This window comes from Halospina denitrificans, assembly GCF_004364635.1.
In the GTDB taxonomy this organism is placed as follows: Bacteria; Pseudomonadota; Gammaproteobacteria; order Pseudomonadales; family Oleiphilaceae; genus Halospina; species Halospina denitrificans.
Map to the genome: position 1 here is coordinate 431678 of NZ_SOAX01000001.1, position 18026 is coordinate 449703.

The 18026-nt window shown below is 62.6% G+C and carries 16 protein-coding genes; 8 read left to right on the forward strand and 8 right to left on the reverse strand.

Translation table 11 applies throughout. From position 1 onward, the window contains the following. Positions 1–2: 2 nt before the first annotated feature. A complete protein-coding gene (gene moaB, locus DES49_RS02055) occupies positions 3–581 on the reverse strand; it encodes a molybdenum cofactor biosynthesis protein B (RefSeq protein ID WP_133734707.1) in 579 nt (192 codons plus the stop codon). A gap of 395 nt (positions 582–976) precedes the next feature. Between moaB and rho the strand changes: the two genes are divergently transcribed. The 3 genes from rho to DES49_RS02070 all read left to right on the forward strand — a co-directional run bounded on the left by rho (position 977) and on the right by DES49_RS02070 (position 4544). Next, a complete protein-coding gene (rho, locus tag DES49_RS02060; protein WP_133734708.1) occupies positions 977–2239 on the forward strand; it encodes a transcription termination factor Rho in 1263 nt (420 codons plus the stop codon). 32 nt (positions 2240–2271) lie between these two features. After that, positions 2272–3738 (forward strand): 4-hydroxy-3-polyprenylbenzoate decarboxylase, encoded by a 1467-nt coding sequence (ubiD, locus tag DES49_RS02065; RefSeq protein ID WP_133734709.1) that lies wholly within the window; start codon positions 2272–2274, stop codon positions 3736–3738. A 74-nt stretch (positions 3739–3812) separates the two neighbouring features. Next, positions 3813–4544, forward strand: a complete 732-nt coding sequence (locus DES49_RS02070) for a ferredoxin reductase domain-containing protein (protein ID WP_133734710.1) — start codon at positions 3813–3815, stop codon at positions 4542–4544. A 21-nt stretch (positions 4545–4565) separates the two neighbouring features. Here the strand turns inward: DES49_RS02070 and DES49_RS02075 are convergent, their stop codons facing one another. The 6 genes from DES49_RS02075 to DES49_RS02100 all read right to left on the reverse strand — a co-directional run bounded on the left by DES49_RS02075 (position 4566) and on the right by DES49_RS02100 (position 10788). After that, positions 4566–5828, reverse strand: coding sequence for a heme biosynthesis HemY N-terminal domain-containing protein (locus DES49_RS02075; RefSeq protein WP_133734711.1), 1263 nt, complete (start codon positions 5826–5828; stop codon positions 4566–4568). Beyond that, positions 5825–6979 (reverse strand): uroporphyrinogen-III C-methyltransferase, encoded by a 1155-nt coding sequence (locus DES49_RS02080; RefSeq protein WP_243864817.1) that lies wholly within the window; start codon positions 6977–6979, stop codon positions 5825–5827. The genes DES49_RS02075 and DES49_RS02080 overlap by 4 nt, the downstream gene beginning before the upstream one ends. Further along, positions 6972–7781: a uroporphyrinogen-III synthase gene (locus DES49_RS02085; protein ID WP_133734712.1), complete on the reverse strand. Its 810-nt coding sequence runs from the start codon at positions 7779–7781 to the stop codon at positions 6972–6974. The genes DES49_RS02080 and DES49_RS02085 overlap by 8 nt, the downstream gene beginning before the upstream one ends. After that, on the reverse strand, positions 7762–8700 hold the full coding sequence (gene hemC / locus DES49_RS02090) for a hydroxymethylbilane synthase (RefSeq protein WP_133734713.1): 939 nt from the start codon (positions 8698–8700) through the stop codon (positions 7762–7764). The genes DES49_RS02085 and hemC overlap by 20 nt, the downstream gene beginning before the upstream one ends. A 283-nt stretch (positions 8701–8983) precedes the next feature. After that, the gene (locus DES49_RS02095) at positions 8984–9727 is read right to left on the reverse strand and encodes a LytR/AlgR family response regulator transcription factor (RefSeq protein WP_133734714.1); all 744 of its coding nucleotides are present in this window, start codon (positions 9725–9727) and stop codon (positions 8984–8986) included. Positions 9728–9744: 17 nt separating this feature from the next. Further along, positions 9745–10788, reverse strand: a complete 1044-nt coding sequence (locus DES49_RS02100; protein WP_133734715.1) for a sensor histidine kinase — start codon at positions 10786–10788, stop codon at positions 9745–9747. A gap of 86 nt (positions 10789–10874) precedes the next feature. On the opposite strand from DES49_RS02100, the gene argH reads away from it, so the two are divergent. Next, positions 10875–12296 carry an argininosuccinate lyase gene (argH, locus tag DES49_RS02105; protein ID WP_133734716.1) on the forward strand — a complete coding sequence of 474 codons (1422 nt, stop codon included), beginning with the start codon at positions 10875–10877 and terminating at the stop codon, positions 12294–12296. On the opposite strand, the gene DES49_RS02110 is transcribed toward argH, so the two are convergent. After that, positions 12293–14764, reverse strand: a complete 2472-nt coding sequence (locus DES49_RS02110; RefSeq protein ID WP_133734717.1) for an EAL domain-containing protein — start codon at positions 14762–14764, stop codon at positions 12293–12295. The genes argH and DES49_RS02110 overlap by 4 nt on opposite strands. Before the next feature lie 113 nt (positions 14765–14877). Here DES49_RS02110 and lptM point away from each other — a divergent pair, with 113 nt between their 5' ends. The 4 genes from lptM to DES49_RS02125 are packed head-to-tail and all read left to right on the forward strand — an operon-like array spanning position 14878 to position 18012. After that, positions 14878–15015, forward strand: coding sequence for an LPS translocon maturation chaperone LptM (gene lptM / locus DES49_RS15450; protein ID WP_166645959.1), 138 nt, complete (start codon positions 14878–14880; stop codon positions 15013–15015). A gap of 55 nt (positions 15016–15070) precedes the next feature. Beyond that, positions 15071–16330, forward strand: a complete 1260-nt coding sequence (gene lysA, locus DES49_RS02115) for a diaminopimelate decarboxylase (protein ID WP_133734718.1) — start codon at positions 15071–15073, stop codon at positions 16328–16330. After that, positions 16327–17268 (forward strand): diaminopimelate epimerase, encoded by a 942-nt coding sequence (gene dapF, locus DES49_RS02120; protein WP_133734719.1) that lies wholly within the window; start codon positions 16327–16329, stop codon positions 17266–17268. Before lysA ends, dapF begins: the two co-directional genes overlap by 4 nt. An 18-nt stretch (positions 17269–17286) precedes the next feature. Then, positions 17287–18012 (forward strand): DUF484 family protein, encoded by a 726-nt coding sequence (locus DES49_RS02125; protein ID WP_133734720.1) that lies wholly within the window; start codon positions 17287–17289, stop codon positions 18010–18012. Positions 18013–18026 lie beyond the last annotated feature (14 nt).

The following is an 18026-nucleotide window of genomic DNA, read 5'->3' on the forward strand; positions in this document are numbered from 1 at the left end:
GATCAGGAGCCTCCCTGACGTGCCGCGTCGAGTGCTACGGGTTCATCAAGGCAGCGAAGGTCGCGCTCCGGCTTCTTATGCAGCAGTGCCGAGAAGTTGCAGGGTTTGTGGCCGCTGTTGAGCTGGTCGCGCACAATGCCGTTCCAGGCTGTGCGGCACGCACCGGTGGAGCCGGGCATGCAGAAGACGACGGTATAGTTGGCCAGGCCGGCCAGGGCACGGGACTGGATCGTGCTGTTGCCGATTTCGTCGGCGGACAGGCGGCGGAACTCCTCGCCAAATCCTTCGATGGTTTTCTCGAATAGCGGGCCCAGGGCCTCAGGGGTGCTGTCGCGCTCGTGAAAGCCAGTGCCGCCGGTGATAAGTACCGCGTTAATGGCCGGATCCGCAATCCAGCGACTGACCAGCGCCCGCATCAGGGGGATGTCGTCCTGCAGGATGCGTCGCGCAACCACCTGGTGGCCGGCTTCCAGTGACGCATCGACCAGGAACTGACCGGAACTGTCTTCGGTTGGTCCCCGTGTGTCGGATATGGTCAGAACCGCAAGGTTGAGGGGCTTGAATTCGCTGGCCGATGTCATCGGGTCATTTTCTCCACGGCAGGATTATTTAGACTATTATGGCTATAATACGTAAGCATCGGGGATGGCACCAATGCCTCGGTTGAGGTAGGCTGACAGGAATTGCGCCAGGCGCCGCCAGAGCGTGATCGCGGAATTTTGCACTCATCCGATAAATGGTGTATTTTTTAGATTCCTGATGCAGGCAGCCCGGTGTCCACTGGCTGTCAGCTGTCATGAGCCCCGGTAATACCGTTCTGACCCTGGTTCCGTTGATTGTCACTAAGGTGCAGAGTTTTCCCTTGTACTGAAACGGCCCCCGATCGGCAGGTCCCGGGCAATCCGGAAATCCGCTTTCGCCGGACACCTGAATAACAAACCCATTTCATCCTATCCAGACCGTACCCAGATAATCTATGAACCTGACTGAACTCAAGAAAAAGTCCGTACCTCAACTGCTTGAAGTTGCGCAGGAAATGGGCCTTGACAACATGGCCCGTTCGCGCAAGCAGGATGTGATCTTCGCGATTCTCAAAAAACACGCTAAAAGCGGTGAAGATATTCACGGCGACGGCGTACTGGAAATCCTTCAGGATGGCTTCGGGTTTCTGCGCTCGGCAGACGCGTCCTACCTTGCGGGTCCCGATGACATCTATGTCTCGCCCAGCCAGATTCGCCGCTTCAATCTCAGGACCGGCGACAGCATTTCCGGCAAGATCCGCCCCCCCAAGGATGGCGAGCGTTATTTCGCGCTTCTGAAGGTCAATGAGATCAACTTCGGCAAAGCCGACAGCACGCGCCACAAGATTCTTTTCGAGAACCTTACGCCGCTGTTCCCGGAAGAGCGGCTGCGTCTGGAGGCCGGCAACGGCAGTACCGAGGATCTCTCGGCGCGGATTCTGGATCTGGTGTCGCCCATCGGTAAGGGGCAACGAGGCCTGATCGTTTCGCCGCCCAAGGCCGGTAAGACGCTGCTGATGCAGACCATGGCCCAGTCGATTGTGCGCAATTCCCCGGATGTTCACCTGATGGTGCTGCTGATCGACGAGCGCCCGGAAGAGGTGACCGAGATGCAGCGTACGGTCCGCGGTGAAGTGGTGGCATCAACCTTTGACGAACCGCCGGCACGCCACGTCCAGGTTGCCGAGATGGTGATCGAGAAGGCCAAGCGGCTGGTTGAGCACAAGAAGGACGTGGTCATTCTGCTGGACTCCATAACCCGTCTTGCCCGTGCCTACAACACCGTCATCCCGTCCTCCGGCAAGGTGCTGACTGGTGGTGTGGACGCCCACGCCCTGGAAAAGCCCAAGCGTTTCTTTGGCGCCGCCCGGAACGTTGAGGAAGGCGGCAGCCTGACCATCATGGCCACGGCGCTGGTGGATACCGGGTCCAAGATGGACGAGGTCATCTACGAGGAATTCAAGGGTACGGGCAACATGGAGGTCCATCTGGACCGTCGTATCGCCGAACGCCGCACCTATCCGGCCATCAATGTCCGCCGCTCCGGTACCCGGCGAGAGGACCTGCTGGTGAGCGAGGACGAACTCCAGCGCGTGTGGATCCTGCGCAAGCTGCTCCACTCAATGGATGATGACGTGGCGGCCGTGGAGTTCCTGATCGATAAGCTCCGTGACACCAAGACCAATGAGGAATTCTTCCAGGCGATGAAGAAGCGCTAGCCTGGAGGGCCAGTCACCGCGCCGGAGTGTCCATGAAATACCGGGACCTGAGAGACTTTGTCGAGCAGCTGGAGCAGCAGGGTGAACTGAAGCGGATCCGCACGGCCGTCGATCCGAACCTGGAGATGACCGAGATCGCGGACCGGACCCTGAAGGCCGAAGGCCCGGCCCTGTTGTTCGAGAACCCCGTGGGGCATGACATGCCGGTGCTGGCCAACCTGTTCGGCACGCCTCGGCGCGTGGCGCTGGGAATGGGCTGCGAGAGCGTTGAAAGCCTGAGAGAGATTGGTGAGCTTCTGGCTTTCCTGAAGGAGCCGGAGCCGCCCAAGGGCTTCCGCGACGCTTTCGATAAGATGCCCATCTTTCGGCAGGTCATGAAAATGGGCCCGAAAATCCGCCGCTCCGCGCCCTGTCAGCAGGTGGTCCGTGAGGGTGAGGATGTGGACCTCAACCAGCTGCCGGTCCAGACCTGCTGGCCGGGCGACGCCGGGCCCCTGATCACCTGGCCACTGGTGGTGACCCGTGGGCCGGAAAAAGAGCGCCAGAACATGGGCATCTATCGCCAGCAGGTGATCGGTCGCAACCGGCTGATCATGCGCTGGCTGGCCCATCGGGGCGGGGCCCAGGACTTCCGGCAGTGGCAGGAGCAGCACCCGGGCGAGCCATTCCCCATTGCCGTGGCTCTGGGCGCCGATCCCGCGACCATCCTGGCGGCGGTCACGCCGGTTCCCGATACCCTCTCCGAGTACGCGTTTGCCGGACTGCTCCGTGGCGAGCGGACCGAGCTGGTGCGCACCCAGGTCGGCGATCTTCAGGTGCCCGCGAGCGCCGAAATCGTTCTGGAGGGCTATATCTACCCGGGTGATACGGCTCCCGAGGGGCCTTTCGGCGATCACACCGGTTACTACAACGAGGTTGAGGAGTTCCCGGTGTTTACCGTGGAGCGGATGACCCACCGCAAAAACCCGCTCTATCACAGCACCTATACCGGCCGGCCACCGGACGAGCCCGCGATTCTGGGTGTGGCGCTGAATGAGGTTTTCGTGCCCATACTGCGCAAGCAGTTTCCGGAGATTGTGGATTTCTATCTGCCTCCAGAGGGCTGCTCCTACCGGATGGCCGTGGTGACGATGAAGAAGCAGTATCCCGGCCATGCCAAGCGGGTGATGATGGGCGTATGGTCCTTTCTGAGACAGTTCATGTACACCAAGTTCGTAATCGTTACGGATGATGATGTGAACGCCCGGGACTGGAAGGACGTGATCTGGGCGATGACCACCCGCATGGATCCAACCCGCGACACGACCCTGGTTGATAACACCCCCATCGACTACCTGGATTTTGCGTCGCCCGTTTCGGGGCTGGGATCCAAGATGGGGCTGGACGCGACCGCCAAGTGGCCGGGCGAGACCGAGCGCGAGTGGGGCAGACCCATCCGTATGAGTGACGAGGTCCGTCAGCGCGTTGATGAGCTCTGGCCATCGCTGGGACTCGACTGAACCCGGGCGCATAGCCGGACGTACTTCCTCTGGTTGATTACCGATGTACCGTCGTCCGTTTTAATGAGGAGTCTATGGACGCCAAGCCGCAACAGCCCGCCTATTTCACCTGTCACCTGAATGAGCTGGGCCTCATCGGGGAGGACATCTACCAGGTTCGCCTGGAGTGGCCCCACGAGCGGCCCGTTCACTTCCTGGCGGGGCAGTACCTTGCCGTCCATCTACCGCATCGCGACCCGTCCTGGTTTTCCATTGCCAGTGCCCCCGGAGCCGAGCAGCTGACGTTGCACATCCAGGCGCCACAGGAGTGGGAAACCGCCCGTGAGATCATCGATTACCTGAGAAAGCATGGCAGTATCCGGGTCAGCATGCCGTATGGCGAAGCCTGCCTGCGTACGCCGCCGGAGCAACCGCTGCTGCTGGTGGTTGCGGGAACCGGGTTCGCCCAGGCCAAGAGCCTGGTGGATTTCCTGAGAAGCAGTCGGATGGCGCAGCCCGTGTATCTCTACTGGGGGGCTCGCAACGAGCGTGATATGTACCTCCGGGAGCTTGCGGAGCGCTGGGAGGCTGAGTGGTCGCAGTTCCGGTTCAGGCCAGTGACCTGTGAGGCGGATAACCTGAGTGACTGCCACCATGAACGACTTGTGGAAGCCATTCTTGCAGACGGTCACGGTCTCGATGAGGTCACGGTGATGGCCTGCGGTTCCCCGGCGATGGTGTACTCGACCCTGGATGGGCTGGCCGAGCGGGGTCTGGACACCAGTGCCTTCTTCTCCGATGTCCTGCAGTACGCGCCGCGGGACTGAAACGCCCCGCGGAACTGAAACTCAGTGTGACTGGCGCTCCCGGGCCCGGCGTGGTTCCGGCATGGGCAGCTCCGGCAGGCCATGGTGTTCCAGGATACCCTGGCGCAGCAGACGCACACTCTGTTCGTACTGCCCGAGATGGGCGTAAAGGCGGCAAAGCTCTGCGGCCGTTTCCTGCTTGCGCTTAACGTTGATGCTGGTCTCGAAGTACTCCCTGGCTTTACCCCATAGCTGATTGCGCAGGCTGAGGCGCCCCAGGGCCAGGAGAAGCTCCGGGTTATTTGGCCGCTCCTGGAGCCAGCCCTCGGCCATAAGCAGCTGTTCATCCGCACGGTTGCCCTTCAGGCGGCCATAGAGATTGATCAGTTCATCGCTCCAGTTCCGCCGCAGCACTTTGCGGAGCAGCGCCTCGGCACGGGTTTCGTAGCCAAGTTCAGCGAGATGCTGGGCGTAGTGGAGGATGACGGCATCGTCCTCGCGCCGGGCTGGAGGAAGCTGGTCCCAGATCCGGTCGAGGTGATCCAGATTGCGGTGTTCCGCGGGCTGTCGCTCAAGGCGCTCGGCGGCCTGGTCGATCACGTTGAGCCAGACCTTTTTTTCAAGCTGGTTCAGGCTCTCGTCGTCCATAACGGCTTGGCGGCGCAGCTCGGGGAGCAGCTCGCTCAGGGCCTGCCAGTCCTCAAGGGCCATATAGGCGTTGCTCAGCTGCTTGAGCACGAAGGGGTGATTCGGCGATTTGCGGCGAAGCCTCAGCAGTGTTGCCAGAGCCTGTTCCAGCTTGCCAGCGGACAGTTGCAGTTTCGCCTGCGTCAGGCCAACCGCCAGATCCGAACCGGCTGTACTTTCCCAGGCCTTGCGCAGCAGGACCTCGGCTTCTTCATCGTCACCCTGTTCGTGCGCGGCTTCCGCTGCCGAGAGATAATTGATCAGTGGGGTCTCGGCCTTGCTGGCGCCGGCTTCCAGCAGTTTGCGGGCGCGCCCCCAGTTGCCTTCGGCGAGCTCCAGCAGGCCCCGCGTGGTCTGGCGACGGGCCCGACGCTGCCCGCTGTGGCGCATCCAGCTGGTGAGTGCGCCGGGAGTGACCCGCAGCCGATGGGAGAGGTTGAGTATCCAGTGCAGCGCCAGTGCCGCCAGGACAAAAAAACCAGCCCCGACCCAGAAATTGGTCTCCACCAGGTAGTGGCCAATGGTGATACGGATGTAGCCGGTGTCCTGGCCAATGCCGAGGCTGATGAGTGTTCCCGCCAGCAGGGCCAGGATGATCAGGGGCAGGAGTGCCTTCATGATTGAGGCTCCCCGTCACTGGTTCCGTTCCCGTCCTCAGCGTCTTCCTGCGCCGGTTCTTCTTCCCCCTCAAGGCGCCCTTCGACGCGCGCCTTGAGCAGGGACAGGGACTCGCTGATATCCGGCAGCGTCACCTGGATGTGCTGTTCCGCTGCCTCGTCAATGATTTGTTGCAGGGTCTCAACGCGCTTGTCATTGGCGTCATACCATTGGTCGAGCCAGTTATCGGCGCGACGCAGCGCCCGCCGGTAGGTACTCTGATCCTCCTGGAGAAGTGCTACGGCGGCCTGTTCAAACATCAGCTGCAGATGCAGTCTGGCCTGTGCGCTCTGTTGCGGCGAGAGCATGGCTTGGGCAGGCTCGTCGAGGCGGCGGATGACCACCATCTGGTTCAGTGTGTTCAGCACGCGCTGCCAGGCTCCGCGCCAGCCCTCCGCGGTCGTTTGCGGGTCCCCGGCTTCGGCTGCGCTTTGGCTGTCGGTCTGGTCCGCCGTGAACAGTTGCTCGGAGCCCAGCTCGGAGGCCATCTCCATGGCGGCTTCAAGCTGTAGGTAGAGGCCGGTGCGGTCGACCGGCTCCAGGGTGCGGAGCGCCAGGATTTCCCTGGCAAGCTGCTGGCGCACCGGGTAGACCCCGGCGTCGTCGGTTTCTGCAAGGATCTCGTCTGTGCTTTCAAGTATCCGCAGGGCGCCACGGTGGTCCCTCTCCATCTGCAGGCGCTGGTTGGCCAGCCTCAGCAGGTATTCGGCCTCGGCCAGCAGCCAGTCCGTGCGCGTGCGTTTACCCAGGCCCAGCAGCGAGCGCGCATTGTGTTCAATCTGCCGCTCCTGGGTATTGAGCTTTTCGCGCTGCTGTTCGATGGTCTCGCGCTGCTTCTCCAGCCGGCTGGCAAACTGGTTGAGGCGTTCCTGGCGGGATTCGACAAGCGAAGACTGGCTTTCGCGGACCTCGCTGGTCTGCTGGCTCAGCTGCTGGAACCGGTCCTGCAGTGCCTGCTGCTGGCGGTACTGTTCCCACAGGCCAAATGCAAGGGCCCCGATGAGCAGAACCACAAGGATGAGAACCAGCCAGACTGGCCAGAGGCGGGGTTTTTTGGGCATCGCTCCGCCCGTTTCCGAGATCGCCGGGAGCTGTTGGTTGTTATCACTCACGAGTGTCCGTTACTCCTGATGGTTGGGTGCCGGCTGCGCAGGTCTGAACCAGGCCGGCGGATGACAGGGTTGTCGGGACGCGCACATCGCTGAATCCGGCATCCCTGGCTTGGGCGGCAACCCGTTCGACCGGGACCACGAGCGTGCATTCAGCCGGTTTTGCTCCGGTATTCTGGACCAGGTCCAGTAGATTCTTCAATGTTTCGCCCGAGAGGGCAAGGATGGTGTCTGGATTGAAGTCGCGGAAGGTGCTCTCCACGGTTTCTGTCGGCCACTCCGGGACGCGCCGCGAATAAAGGCTCAGGGTGTCGATTCGAGCTCCCCTGTTCTGTAGACCCTCGATCAGGGCTTCGCGCCCCCCTTCGCCCTTGGCAAGCAGGATCCGTTTGCCCGTGATGGTGGCGCTGTCAAAGGATGCCTCGTTCAGAAGGGCCTCGCTGTCATGCCCCTCTGAGGGACTCTGCGCTTCCAGCCCCGCCTGCTCGAAAACGCGGGCGGTTCCCGGCCCGGGGCCCCACCATTCAATGCCGATGGGCCATTGGGGCCACCACTGATCCAGGTGTTCGAGCAGCAGCTGCGCCGCGTTGGGGCTGACGGCGATGACGGCCTGGTACTGATCCAGGTCCTGGAGAACGCTGCGATCCCGGCCGTCGAGTTCGCGGGGCTGGATCTCGATCATGGGTAGGGGACGTGCATCGGCGCCGGCCTCGCGCAGGGCGGCGCAGGTCTGGTCGGCCTTGGGCTGGGGGCGGCAGACGAGGATGCGCCGCCCCCTGAGCGGCTTATTCGGGGCGGTAGCCATAGACGTCCGCAAGAATTGCGCCGGCACCCTTGTCCAGCAGCTCCTCGGCAAGTTGCCGGCCCAGGTTCTGGCCGTCTTCGCGGTGGGTGCTTCCACTGACCTGAAAGACGCTCTGGCCATCCGGGGACGCCACAAGGCCGCGCAGGTGGAGTTGATCGCCCTCGAGTTCGGCGTAGGCGCCAATCGGCACCTGACAGCCGCCTTCAAGACGGGTATTAAGGGCGCGTTCGGCCATGACCCGGTCGCTGGAGTCTTTGTGGATCAGGGGTTCGATAAGAGAGACGAGTTCGTGGTCGTCCGTGCGGCATTCTATGCCCAATGCGCCCTGGCCTACGGCGGGCAGGCAGACCTCGGGAGGAATCTGGTAGCGGATGCGCTCGTCAAAGCCCAGGCGCTGGAGCCCGGAGGTGGCCAGGACGATGGCGTCGTACTGGTTGTCGTCGAGCTTGGCGAGGCGGGTGTTGACGTTACCGCGCAGGGTCTGGATCCGGAAATCCGGGCGGTAGGCACTGAGCTGGGCCTGGCGGCGCAGGCTGGAGGTCCCGACCACGGCGCCCTCGGGCAGGTCGTCGACGCTGCTGTAATGGTTGCTGACGAAGGCGTCGGTGGGCGCGCCGCGTTCGCAGATGGCGACCAGGCCGAGGCCTTCGGGGAAGGCCATGGGGACGTCCTTCATGGAGTGTACGGCCAGATCCGCGCGGCCGTCGAGCATGGCTTCCTCGAGTTCCTTCACGAACAGGGCTTTGCCGCCGATCTTGGCCAGGGGGACGTCGAGGATTTTGTCGCCCCGGGTTTTGATGCCGACGAGTTCGACGGTCAGGCCGGGGTGGTGGCGTTCCAGTTCGGCCTTGATGTGTTCGGCCTGCCAGAGGGCGAGGTTGCTGCGGCGGGTGGCGATTCGCAGGGTTTCACGGGGCATTTGTGGTCTGGCTCTTTGCTGGGTTTGGTGAGGGTTAGGGTACCGGTTTGCTCGGTTTTTGTCTTCCTGGGCCTTGGCCCCATCTTTTCTGGGTATGGGGCGGAGGGAATCGGGGCGTCCTTTCCGGGAATCGCTATGAATCCATCCATGGACGCTGCGCCTCCGCCATCCATGGCTCCGGAGCTTCCCGGAAAGGACGCCCCGATTCCCTCCTTTCGGCTACGAGTTATTTTCACTGGGTTTGGGGCTTCCCGGAAAGCGTGCCCCCGCCTGCTTCTTCTGGTTACGAGTTGTTTTCTTCCAACCAGTTTCTGACTGTTGTGGCATGTCTTCGGCTTACGTCCAGCAGTGTCTGCCTGGGATCGGAAAGTCTTACTTTGTGGCCGCTGTTGCCCGGTTTGAGTAGGGCGGAGACGTAGCTGGTGTTGACCAGGGTGTTGCGGTGGATGCGCATGAGGCGGTCGGGGTGGGCGGTTTCGAGTTCCTTGAGGCTGTAGTCGCAGAGGGTTTCGCCCTGGCTGTGGATGAGGGTGACGTATTTGTTGTCGGCCATGGCGTAGTAGAGCCGGTCGAGGTCGATGCGTTCGACGCCGCGTTGGCTGCGGACGACGATGGCTTCGTCGCTGCCGGTTTCGGGCGAAAGGGCATCCTGTTGGAGGCGGTTGGTTCGGGCGGCGCGTTCGAGGGCGGCGGTCAGGGCGTCGGTGCGGACGGGTTTGACGAGGTAGTCGGTGGCTTCGACGCGGAAGGCTTCCAGGGCGTATTCGTCGTAGGCGGTACAGAAGATGAGCGCGGGGGGCGTGGCCAGGCGGCTGAGGTGGGAGGCGGCGGCGATGCCGTCCATGCCGGGCATGCGTACGTCCATCAGGACGATGTCGGGCTCGGTGCGGTCGGCTTCGCTCAGGGCCTCTTCGCCGTTGCTGGCTTCGCCGCAGACGCAGTAACCGGGGAGTTCGTCCACCAGGCGGGCGAGGCGCTGGCGGGCGGGGGCTTCGTCGTCGACGATGAGTACGCGGCGTTCCTTCATGGTGGTCCTGTTGGCCCTCAGCGGGGCAGTCTCAGTGTTACGGTGAAGTGTTCGCCGTCCTGGCTGGTCTTGAGCGCTCCCTGGGTGCCGTACACGGCAGCCAGCCGGGAGGCGATGTTGTCCAGTGCCATGCGGTGGCCCTGGCTGGCTCGTTCCGTGTCCGATGGCAACGGGTTGCGGATCAGCAGGTAGAGGCGATCGCGACTCAGTTCTGTCTCGATGGTGATGGTGCCCCCCTCGGTCAGTGGCTGGATGCCGTGGTAGACGGCGTTTTCCAGTAGTGGCTGGAGCGTCAGTGGCGGTACTGGAATGTCATCCGCCTCCGGTGCCAGTGACCATTCCACCTGCAGCCGTTCGCCAAGCCGTGTGGTTTCAATGGCAAGGTAGCGTTCACACAGGCGGATTTCATCCCGCAGCGGGATCAGCCGGTCTCCGGCGGTGTTGAGGCTGGCGCGGAAGAGTTCCGAGAGGTCCAGGACCACTTCTTCCGCCCGCTTGGGGTCGGAGCCGATCAGGCTGGCGATGGTGTTCATGCTGTTGAACAGGAAGTGCGGCTGGATGCGGGCCTGGAGCGCCGCGACCCGGGCTTCGAGCTGGGCCTGTTCCTGCTGGCGATGCTGGTACTGGAGGTAGAAGTAGCGCAGCATCATCAGGGTGATGATGGCTGCCATGAGCAGGTTGCGGGCCAGGCCTGACGGGTCGGGGATGCCGGGCAGGGTGCCCGGGGAAAGCAGCCACTGGCCCAGGAGGGTGAACAGTGCGGCATCCGCCAGCACCACCAGGGTGCACAGTACGGAGGCCGTGATGACGGTATGGCGAACAAAAAAACGCCTTAACACGCAGATCAGCCCCGCGCTGGTGAGGGTGACCCACTGCGTGAGCAGCGAGGCCAGGCCCAGGTAATTCCAGTCGATCCAGCCGGTTCCGGCCCGGGCGAGCGCGAAAAGCACCAGCACCAGCTCGGTGATCAGTACAAGAAAGAAAACGGCCTTCATCCGGCAGAGGTCGGGAATGAAGGTGTCGCCTTCCGGGGCTTGTGGTGAGGGGTCGGACTGGGTCATAGGGAATCCGCCATGGGGCGCTGGTTTGGAGAGCTGTTATAATGCGCCGCCTGAGCTCCTTTTACTCCATGAACACAGGATAGACCATGAGCGACGATCATAAAGCGGCGGACAAACTCTGGGGCGGCCGGTTCAGTGAACCCACGGATGCGTTCGTGGAGCGCTTCACGGCGTCGGTGGGTTTTGACCAGCGCCTCTACCATCACGACATCCAGGGGTCGATCGCCCACGCGCGCATGCTGGCGAAGGTCGGGGTTCTGGCCGAGGCGGAACGGGACAGCATCATCGAGGGGCTCGAAGCGGTGCGCCAGGACATCGAGGCAGGGCGTTTCCAGTGGTCGGTATCGCTCGAGGATGTGCACATGAACATCGAGGCGGCACTGACCGAGCGCATCGGTGTTACCGGCAAGAAGCTCCACACCGGGCGCTCGCGCAACGACCAGATCGCCACCGATATCCGCCTCTACCTGCGCGATGAGATCGACACCATCGCCGCAGAACTGAATCGCCTGCAGGAGGGGCTGGTGGAACTGGCGGAGCAGGAGGCGGATACCATTATGCCAGGCTTCACCCACCTGCAGAGCGCCCAGCCGGTGACCTTCGGCCACCACATGCTGGCCTGGTACGAGATGCTGGACCGGGATTACGGCCGATTGATGGACTGCCGTGGGCGCATGAACCGCATGCCGCTGGGCGCGGCGGCCCTGGCCGGGACCAGCTATCCGATTGACCGCGAGTACACGGCGCAGTTGCTGGGTTTTGATGCGCCCACCGCCAACTCACTGGATTCGGTCAGTGACCGGGATTTCGCCATCGAGTTCCTCAGCTTTGCCTCGCTGTTGCTCACCCACCTGTCGCGGTTCAGCGAAGAGTTGGTGCTCTGGACCTCCGCCCAGTTCAGCTTCGTGGACCTGCCGGACCGGTTCTGTACCGGTTCGTCCATCATGCCCCAGAAGAAGAACCCGGATGTGCCGGAACTGGTGCGCGGCAAGACCGGGCGCGTCTACGGCCACCTCATGTCACTGCTGACGCTGATGAAGGGTCAGCCGCTGGCGTACAACAAGGATAACCAGGAAGACAAGGAACCGGTCTTCGATGTTGTCGATACCGTTAAGGGTTGTCTCAAGGCCTATGCGGACATGATGCCCTCGGTTGGCGTGAATCGGAACAGGACCCGTTCAGCCGCTCGCCAGGGATTCGCCACGGCTACCGACCTGGCGGACTATCTGGTCCGGAAAGGGCTGGCGTTCCGGGATGCCCACGAGGTGGTGGGTCAGGCAGTGGCTCACGCCGACGAGAACCAGTGTGATCTCGAGGACCTGGGGCTGGATGAGCTCCAGCAGTTCTGTGCCGATATCGGGGAGGATGTCTACCAGGTTCTGACCCTGGACGGCTCCGTGCAGGCGAGGAACCACATTGGCGGCACGGCCCCGGAACAGGTTCGTGGCGCCGTGGCACAGGCGCGGGAAGCGCTGGCCCGGCGCCGGGGCACGACGACTCAGGATTAACGTCCGGCGACCCCGGTTCTTCCAGTGGCCGTCTTTTCCGGGGGGGCCAGCTCGTTGAGCAGCTCGGGCTGGGTCAGTCGGTAACCCTGTCCGAAGTGGAGCCCCAGCTCACGGACTTTTTTCAGGGTGGCCTCGTCCTCAATAAAGGGGGCGACCGTCACCGCGTCGGACAGTGTCGCCATGCGGTGCAGTGCTTCCACCATAACCACCTGTAACGGGTTCGAAGCGAGCCCCTGCATGAGTGTTTCGTCAATCTTGACAATGCTCGCCCCCAGTTCGCCGATCAGCCTGTGGGATTGCCCGCGTACTCCGGCGCCATCAAGCGCAATACGACAGCCAATCTCGCGGAGGACATTGCAGCAGTGCTTTGCGGCTTCCGGGTAGTCGCAGGCGTGGGCCTCGCGGATCTCGAAACAGTAGCTGGAGGCGTCGAACGAGGATGACTGGATCTGGCTCGCAATCTCCCGGGCAAAGCCCTCATCAAGCATGCTGCTGGCGGAGAGATTGAAGCTGATCATTTTCAGGCGCGGCTGCATCAGCGGATTGGCTTCGAGCCATTCAATGGCCCGGGCAATCACGCGCCGATCCAGGGCGTAACCCAGGTCATAGCGCTCCGCCAGGGGCATGAACGCGGCCGGTCGCCAGAGCTCGCTATAACTGCCGCCGTCATCCCGAGGTTCCCGATGCAACCGCGACAGGACTTCCACGTGATCCCCCCAGGTCGCGCTGGCAATCGGGCGCAGCGCCTGGAAGTGGAGCTCAATGGCATCCGTGGTAATGGCATGCATTAACTGGGCGAGTTCCTCCCGCGTCGCGGTCTCATCGTCGATGCCGGCGCGCGGGCGGTAGAGGCTGAGGCTGGCGGGGCCGGTGGTCTTGGCGGTCTCGCACAGATCCGCCGCCAGGCTCAGGCAGTGCTCGGGGGAGGCATCCTGCTCAAGATGCAGCGGCAGCAGGCCGCCGCTGATGGTTGTCTGGACGGTGGCCCCGCGCCAGTCAAACTCGAACTCGGCCACGGCATCCCTCAGGCTGTGGCAGACCTTGGTCGCCTCGTCCGTGCCGCAATTGTCCAGGATGATGACGAACTGGTCGCTGGCGACCCTGGCAATGGTGTCACGCTGGCGCAGGCGGTTAATAAGCATGCTGCTGAGCGCGCGCAGGTAGCGGTCACAGCCACCGGAGCCAAACCGGGCGTTGAGTGTACTGAAGCCATCCAGATCCATATAGGCCAGACTGTGAGGCGTACCCGATTCACGGACAACATTAAGGGCGCGGCTCAGGCGCTGGAGGAGTTCGCGCCGGTTCAACAGGCCCGTGAGCGGGTCATGGCTGTTGAGGTAGTGCACGTGTTCCTGGGCCTCCGAGTGCGGGGCACTCTTGCTGCGGCCAACATGGGCGGCGCCGAGAAGTTCGCCGTCGGGCGAGAAGATCCGGTTGAACTGGATTTCGTAGACGGGCAGTTTTTCATCGGACTGGATGAGCGGCATTTCCACGCAGAAGCCTTCCTGACCCATGGCTCGTTCCCACAGGCGGTTGTAGAGGCGGCGCTCATCCGGGTGATCTTCCAGCAGGTCCTGCAGTTGATCCCCAACATTGGGAGTAATTCCGAAAACGGCTTCAAAGGCGTCTGAATAGGCGCGATTCACTGCAACAATCTCAAGCTCCGGATTCATGATCACAATGAGATCATCGGAGGCGGCAAGCACGCTCTGGGTCCGGTACTTCCAGGTCTGGGCGGAGTGGGCATCGGCGCGACGGGCGGTTATATCCACGGCGGTGCCGCAGATGACACGGCTGCGCTGGCCATCATTGAGGCTGTGGCCGGTAAGGCGCAGCCAGCGCTGGTTCTGCCGGGCCGTGAGTACGGGAACTTCCATCGAAAAGGCTTCGCCCCGGCGCAGGCAGCTCAGGAAGGCCCGGCGCACCCGTGCCTGGTGTTCCTGGAAATAGAACAGAACGTGTTCGGGATCAAGCTGATTGCCAGGCGGCAGGTCCAATAGATGGAAAACGCCCTCGGACCAGTATATTCGATTGCTGTCCGGGTCCATCTCCCAGATGCCCAGCCCGGCGCTGTCTTCCGCCAGTCTCAGGATGCGGGTGTCCAGCGGCGTGCCCTGTCGCGGCCGGATCTGGGCGGTCTGGCTGGTGGCGGTGTCGGTTTCCGTCAGGGAACGTCTGATATTGATGGTGAAAAAGTAGCCCGTGGCATGGAGAGCGGTAATGAGGGCGCTCTCGCCTGTCTCCAGGCGGTCATTGAGCGGCGGCGCCAACGGGTTGTCCTCACGGCTCGCCACCAGGTCCACCATGGGCAGGCCCTGCATCTGGAGAATGCCATAACCGAACAGCGCCTCGGCGGTGTCGTCCGCCGCCCGGATGATGCCTTCCTCGTCCACCTGCAGGCTGCCGGTGCTGGCCCGGGGGTTGGAGGAAGGCTCGGTACGGACGCGTTTGATCAGAAACTCTTTCACCGGCGGAATGCCTTTTTCGTTTCACGAGTTGCTCGGAGTGAGGCTAGCACAAACCGGGTGGGTTTCGGGATACAGCGGCGTTACAATGCGACGTTTGGACTGGAGGCGATCCTATGCGGTGCTTCGCGATAACTGTGACAGCCCTGGTTCTAGCCGGTGTGCTGGTAATGGGCGGGTGTGGCCAGAAGGGCGATCTCTACCGCGACAACAGCGCAACCCCTGAAACCGCCGAGGAAGACGAGGAAGGGTGAGCGGGCGACTCCATGCCCAGTGTATTCATGACAGTAACCGGCAAGCAGGCAATCAATGGATTTTTTCAACAGGCGCGATGGTGAACTCTACGCGGAAGAGGTGCCGGTTTCCCGGATTGTGGCGCAGTATGACAGTCCCTGTTACATCTATTCCCGGGCAACCCTGGAACGCCATTTCCGTGCCTATGATCAGGCACTCGGGGACTTGCCCCACCGCATCTGCTATGCCGTAAAGGCAAACGGCAACCTGGCCGTACTCAACGTACTGGCCCGGCTGGGCGCGGGCTTTGACATTGTCTCCGGTGGTGAGCTTGAGCGCGTGATCCGCGCCGGGGGTGACCCTGGAAACACCGTTTTCTCCGGCGTCGGGAAGCAGCGCTGGGAGCTTGAGAGAGCGCTGGAAGCAGGGGTGTACTGCTTCAACGTGGAGTCGGAAGCGGAGCTTGAGCTGCTCAACACCGTGGCGGGTGAGCAGGGGCGCAGGGCGCCGGTGTCACTGCGGGTTAACCCGGACGTTGATGCGGGCACACATCCCTATATTTCCACCGGTCTCAGGGACAACAAGTTCGGGATTGATATCAACCGCGCGCGGGATGTTTACGGTCATGCCGCTTCCCTGGCACATCTGGACATTATCGGGGTGGACTGCCACATCGGCTCCCAACTTACCGAAACAGAGCCTTTCCTGGATGCCCTGGAGCGGGTTCTCGTGCTGGTGGATTCACTGGCGGAGGACGGCATTACGCTGCACCACCTGGACATGGGCGGCGGCCTGGGCGTGCCCTACCGGGATGAAACACCGCCAAGCCCACAGGCCTACGGAGAAGCCCTGCGTGAACGGCTGGGGGCGCGGAATCTGGAACTGATCCTTGAGCCGGGTCGGTCAATCGCGGCCAATGCCGGGATCATGGTGACCCGGGTTCAGAGCCTGAAGCCCGGAGAAGCGCGCAGCTTTGCCATTGTGGACGCGGCGATGAATGACCTCATCCGGCCGTCGCTGTACGACGCCTGGCAGGGCATCGAGTCTGTTGTGGACAACTCTTTGGCGGAAACCGCTGTTTACGACGTAGTCGGGCCTGTCTGTGAAACCGGCGATTTTCTTGGCAAGGACCGGGAACTGGCCATCCAGCCGGGCGATCTCCTTGCTGTTCGCTCGGCGGGCGCCTACGGTTTTGTCATGAGTTCAAATTACAACGCACGAAACCGGCCACCGGAAATCCTGGTTGACGGCGATCATGTGTACCTCGCTCGCCGGCGGGAAACGCTGGAAGAGCAGATGGCGCCGGAACTGCCGCTGCCGGAGCTCGACTCATGACATCGGATAACCGCAAGGGTCGTGGCGGCTGGCTGCGGTTCACCAAGATGCACGGTCTGGGCAACGACTTCATGGTGATCGATGCCATTACCCAGCCGGTACAGTTGAGCGCCGACCAGATACGGCGCATGGGTGATCGCCACCTGGGAGTGGGGTTTGACCAGCTGCTGCTGGTGGAGCCTCCGGAGCGCCCGGATGTGGATTTCCGTTACCGGATCTTCAACGCCGATGGCGGTGAAGTGGAACAGTGCGGCAATGGCGCGCGCTGTTTCGCCCGCTTCGTCCATGACCAGAGACTGACGCGAAAGAACCTGATCCATGTGCAGACCGCCGCCGGGGTCATGACGCTCGAGGTGACTGGCAGGAACCAGGTGCGGGTCGACATGGGGATTCCTGAACTGGCGCCGGCCGCAATCCCGTTTGCGGCAGATGAGCAGGCGGTGGTCTATCCTGTCGAAGTGGACGGGCAGATGCTGGATCTTTCCGCGGTATCCATGGGCAACCCCCACGGCGTCATGGTGGTGGAGAGCATCACCGATGAGCTGGTGGCAACGCTGGGCCCCCTGATCGAGGCCCATCCGCGATTTCCGGCACGGGCGAACGCGGGCTTCATGCAGGTGCTTGCCCCGGATCACGTGCGGTTGCGCGTCTACGAGCGCGGTGTCGGCGAGACCCGGGCCTGTGGCAGCGGCGCCTGTGCCGCTGTTGTCGCCGGTCGATTGAGGGGCCTGCTTGATGAGCGGGTGAAGGTTGAGCTCGCCGGTGGTGAGCTGACGGTTGCGTGGCCGGGGGATGGATCCCCTGTTACGATGGAGGGCCCTGCGACACGGGTCTTTGAAGGCAGGATCCGGCCGCCTGGAGAGGCACGCCGCCCGCGTCGTGGTGGCCGACCCGACAATAACCGAAAAAAGAAGGGCAGGGATAAGGCATCCGCCTGAGCTTACTGGAGGTAGTTGATGACAGATCAGACCGCGGAGCAGGTGACTCCGGCGATCACGGAAGCCGATGTTGAGGCTTACCTGGAACGTCATCCCGATTTTTTTGAGCGCCATGAACAGCTCCTGCAGAAACTGAGCCTTCCCCATGACAGTGGCAGGGCCATCTCGCTGGTGGAGCGCCAGGTCCACCTGTTTCGGGAACAGCGGGATGCACTGCGCGAGGAGTTGTCCGGCCTGATCGGCATCGCCCGCCAGAACGACCAGCTTTTCGCGCGCAGCAAGCGGCTCCTGATGCAGTTGCTCGATGCCGGTTCCCTTGAGGAGATCGCCAATGTCCTGGATGAGCGGATCCGCGGCGACTTCAACCTGCAGAGTGCCACCCTGACGGTTCTGACCAACGAAGAGGCGTCCTCCCAGTGCGGGGCCCTGCGTTATCTTGACGCTGACAGCGCACGAGCGATTTTCGGCGAGGCCCTGGATGAGGAAAAACCGCTCTTCGGGCGCCTGCGCCAGGAATACAGGGAGGCGTTGTTTTCACAGCCGGACCAGGTGGGGTCGGCGGCGGTGATCCCCGTGCGTCGCAATTACTGCCTTGGGCTGATCGCCGTCAGCAGTGAGCAGGAAGACTATTTCGACAGCAGTATGGGGTCCCTCTTCATGACCTACATCAGTGACACGCTGGGCCGCCTGCTGCCGCCGCTGATCGAACCCCTTGGAAGCGACACCCAGCAACCCGAAGCCTGAGCACGGAGCCCGTT

What these genes read in the sequence shown, in the direction of transcription:
- DES49_RS02070 (WP_133734710.1), top strand. Translation starts at nt 3,813, where the DNA reads ATGGACGCCAAGCCGCAACAGCCCGCCTATTTCACCTGTCACCTGAAT.
- DES49_RS02095 (WP_133734714.1), bottom strand. Translation starts at nt 9,727, where the DNA reads ATGAAGGAACGCCGCGTACTCATCGTCGACGACGAAGCCCCCGCCCGC.
- DES49_RS02125 (WP_133734720.1), top strand. Translation starts at nt 17,287, where the DNA reads ATGACAGATCAGACCGCGGAGCAGGTGACTCCGGCGATCACGGAAGCC.
- argH (WP_133734716.1), top strand. Translation starts at nt 10,875, where the DNA reads ATGAGCGACGATCATAAAGCGGCGGACAAACTCTGGGGCGGCCGGTTC.
- dapF (WP_133734719.1), top strand. Translation starts at nt 16,327, where the DNA reads ATGACATCGGATAACCGCAAGGGTCGTGGCGGCTGGCTGCGGTTCACC.
- DES49_RS02100 (WP_133734715.1), bottom strand. Translation starts at nt 10,788, where the DNA reads ATGACCCAGTCCGACCCCTCACCACAAGCCCCGGAAGGCGACACCTTC.
- DES49_RS02085 (WP_133734712.1), bottom strand. Translation starts at nt 7,781, where the DNA reads ATGGCTACCGCCCCGAATAAGCCGCTCAGGGGGCGGCGCATCCTCGTC.
- lptM (WP_166645959.1), top strand. Translation starts at nt 14,878, where the DNA reads ATGCGGTGCTTCGCGATAACTGTGACAGCCCTGGTTCTAGCCGGTGTG.
- moaB (WP_133734707.1), bottom strand. Translation starts at nt 581, where the DNA reads ATGACATCGGCCAGCGAATTCAAGCCCCTCAACCTTGCGGTTCTGACC.
- hemC (WP_133734713.1), bottom strand. Translation starts at nt 8,700, where the DNA reads ATGCCCCGTGAAACCCTGCGAATCGCCACCCGCCGCAGCAACCTCGCC.
- rho (WP_133734708.1), top strand. Translation starts at nt 977, where the DNA reads ATGAACCTGACTGAACTCAAGAAAAAGTCCGTACCTCAACTGCTTGAA.
- DES49_RS02075 (WP_133734711.1), bottom strand. Translation starts at nt 5,828, where the DNA reads ATGAAGGCACTCCTGCCCCTGATCATCCTGGCCCTGCTGGCGGGAACA.
- lysA (WP_133734718.1), top strand. Translation starts at nt 15,071, where the DNA reads ATGGATTTTTTCAACAGGCGCGATGGTGAACTCTACGCGGAAGAGGTG.
- ubiD (WP_133734709.1), top strand. Translation starts at nt 2,272, where the DNA reads ATGAAATACCGGGACCTGAGAGACTTTGTCGAGCAGCTGGAGCAGCAG.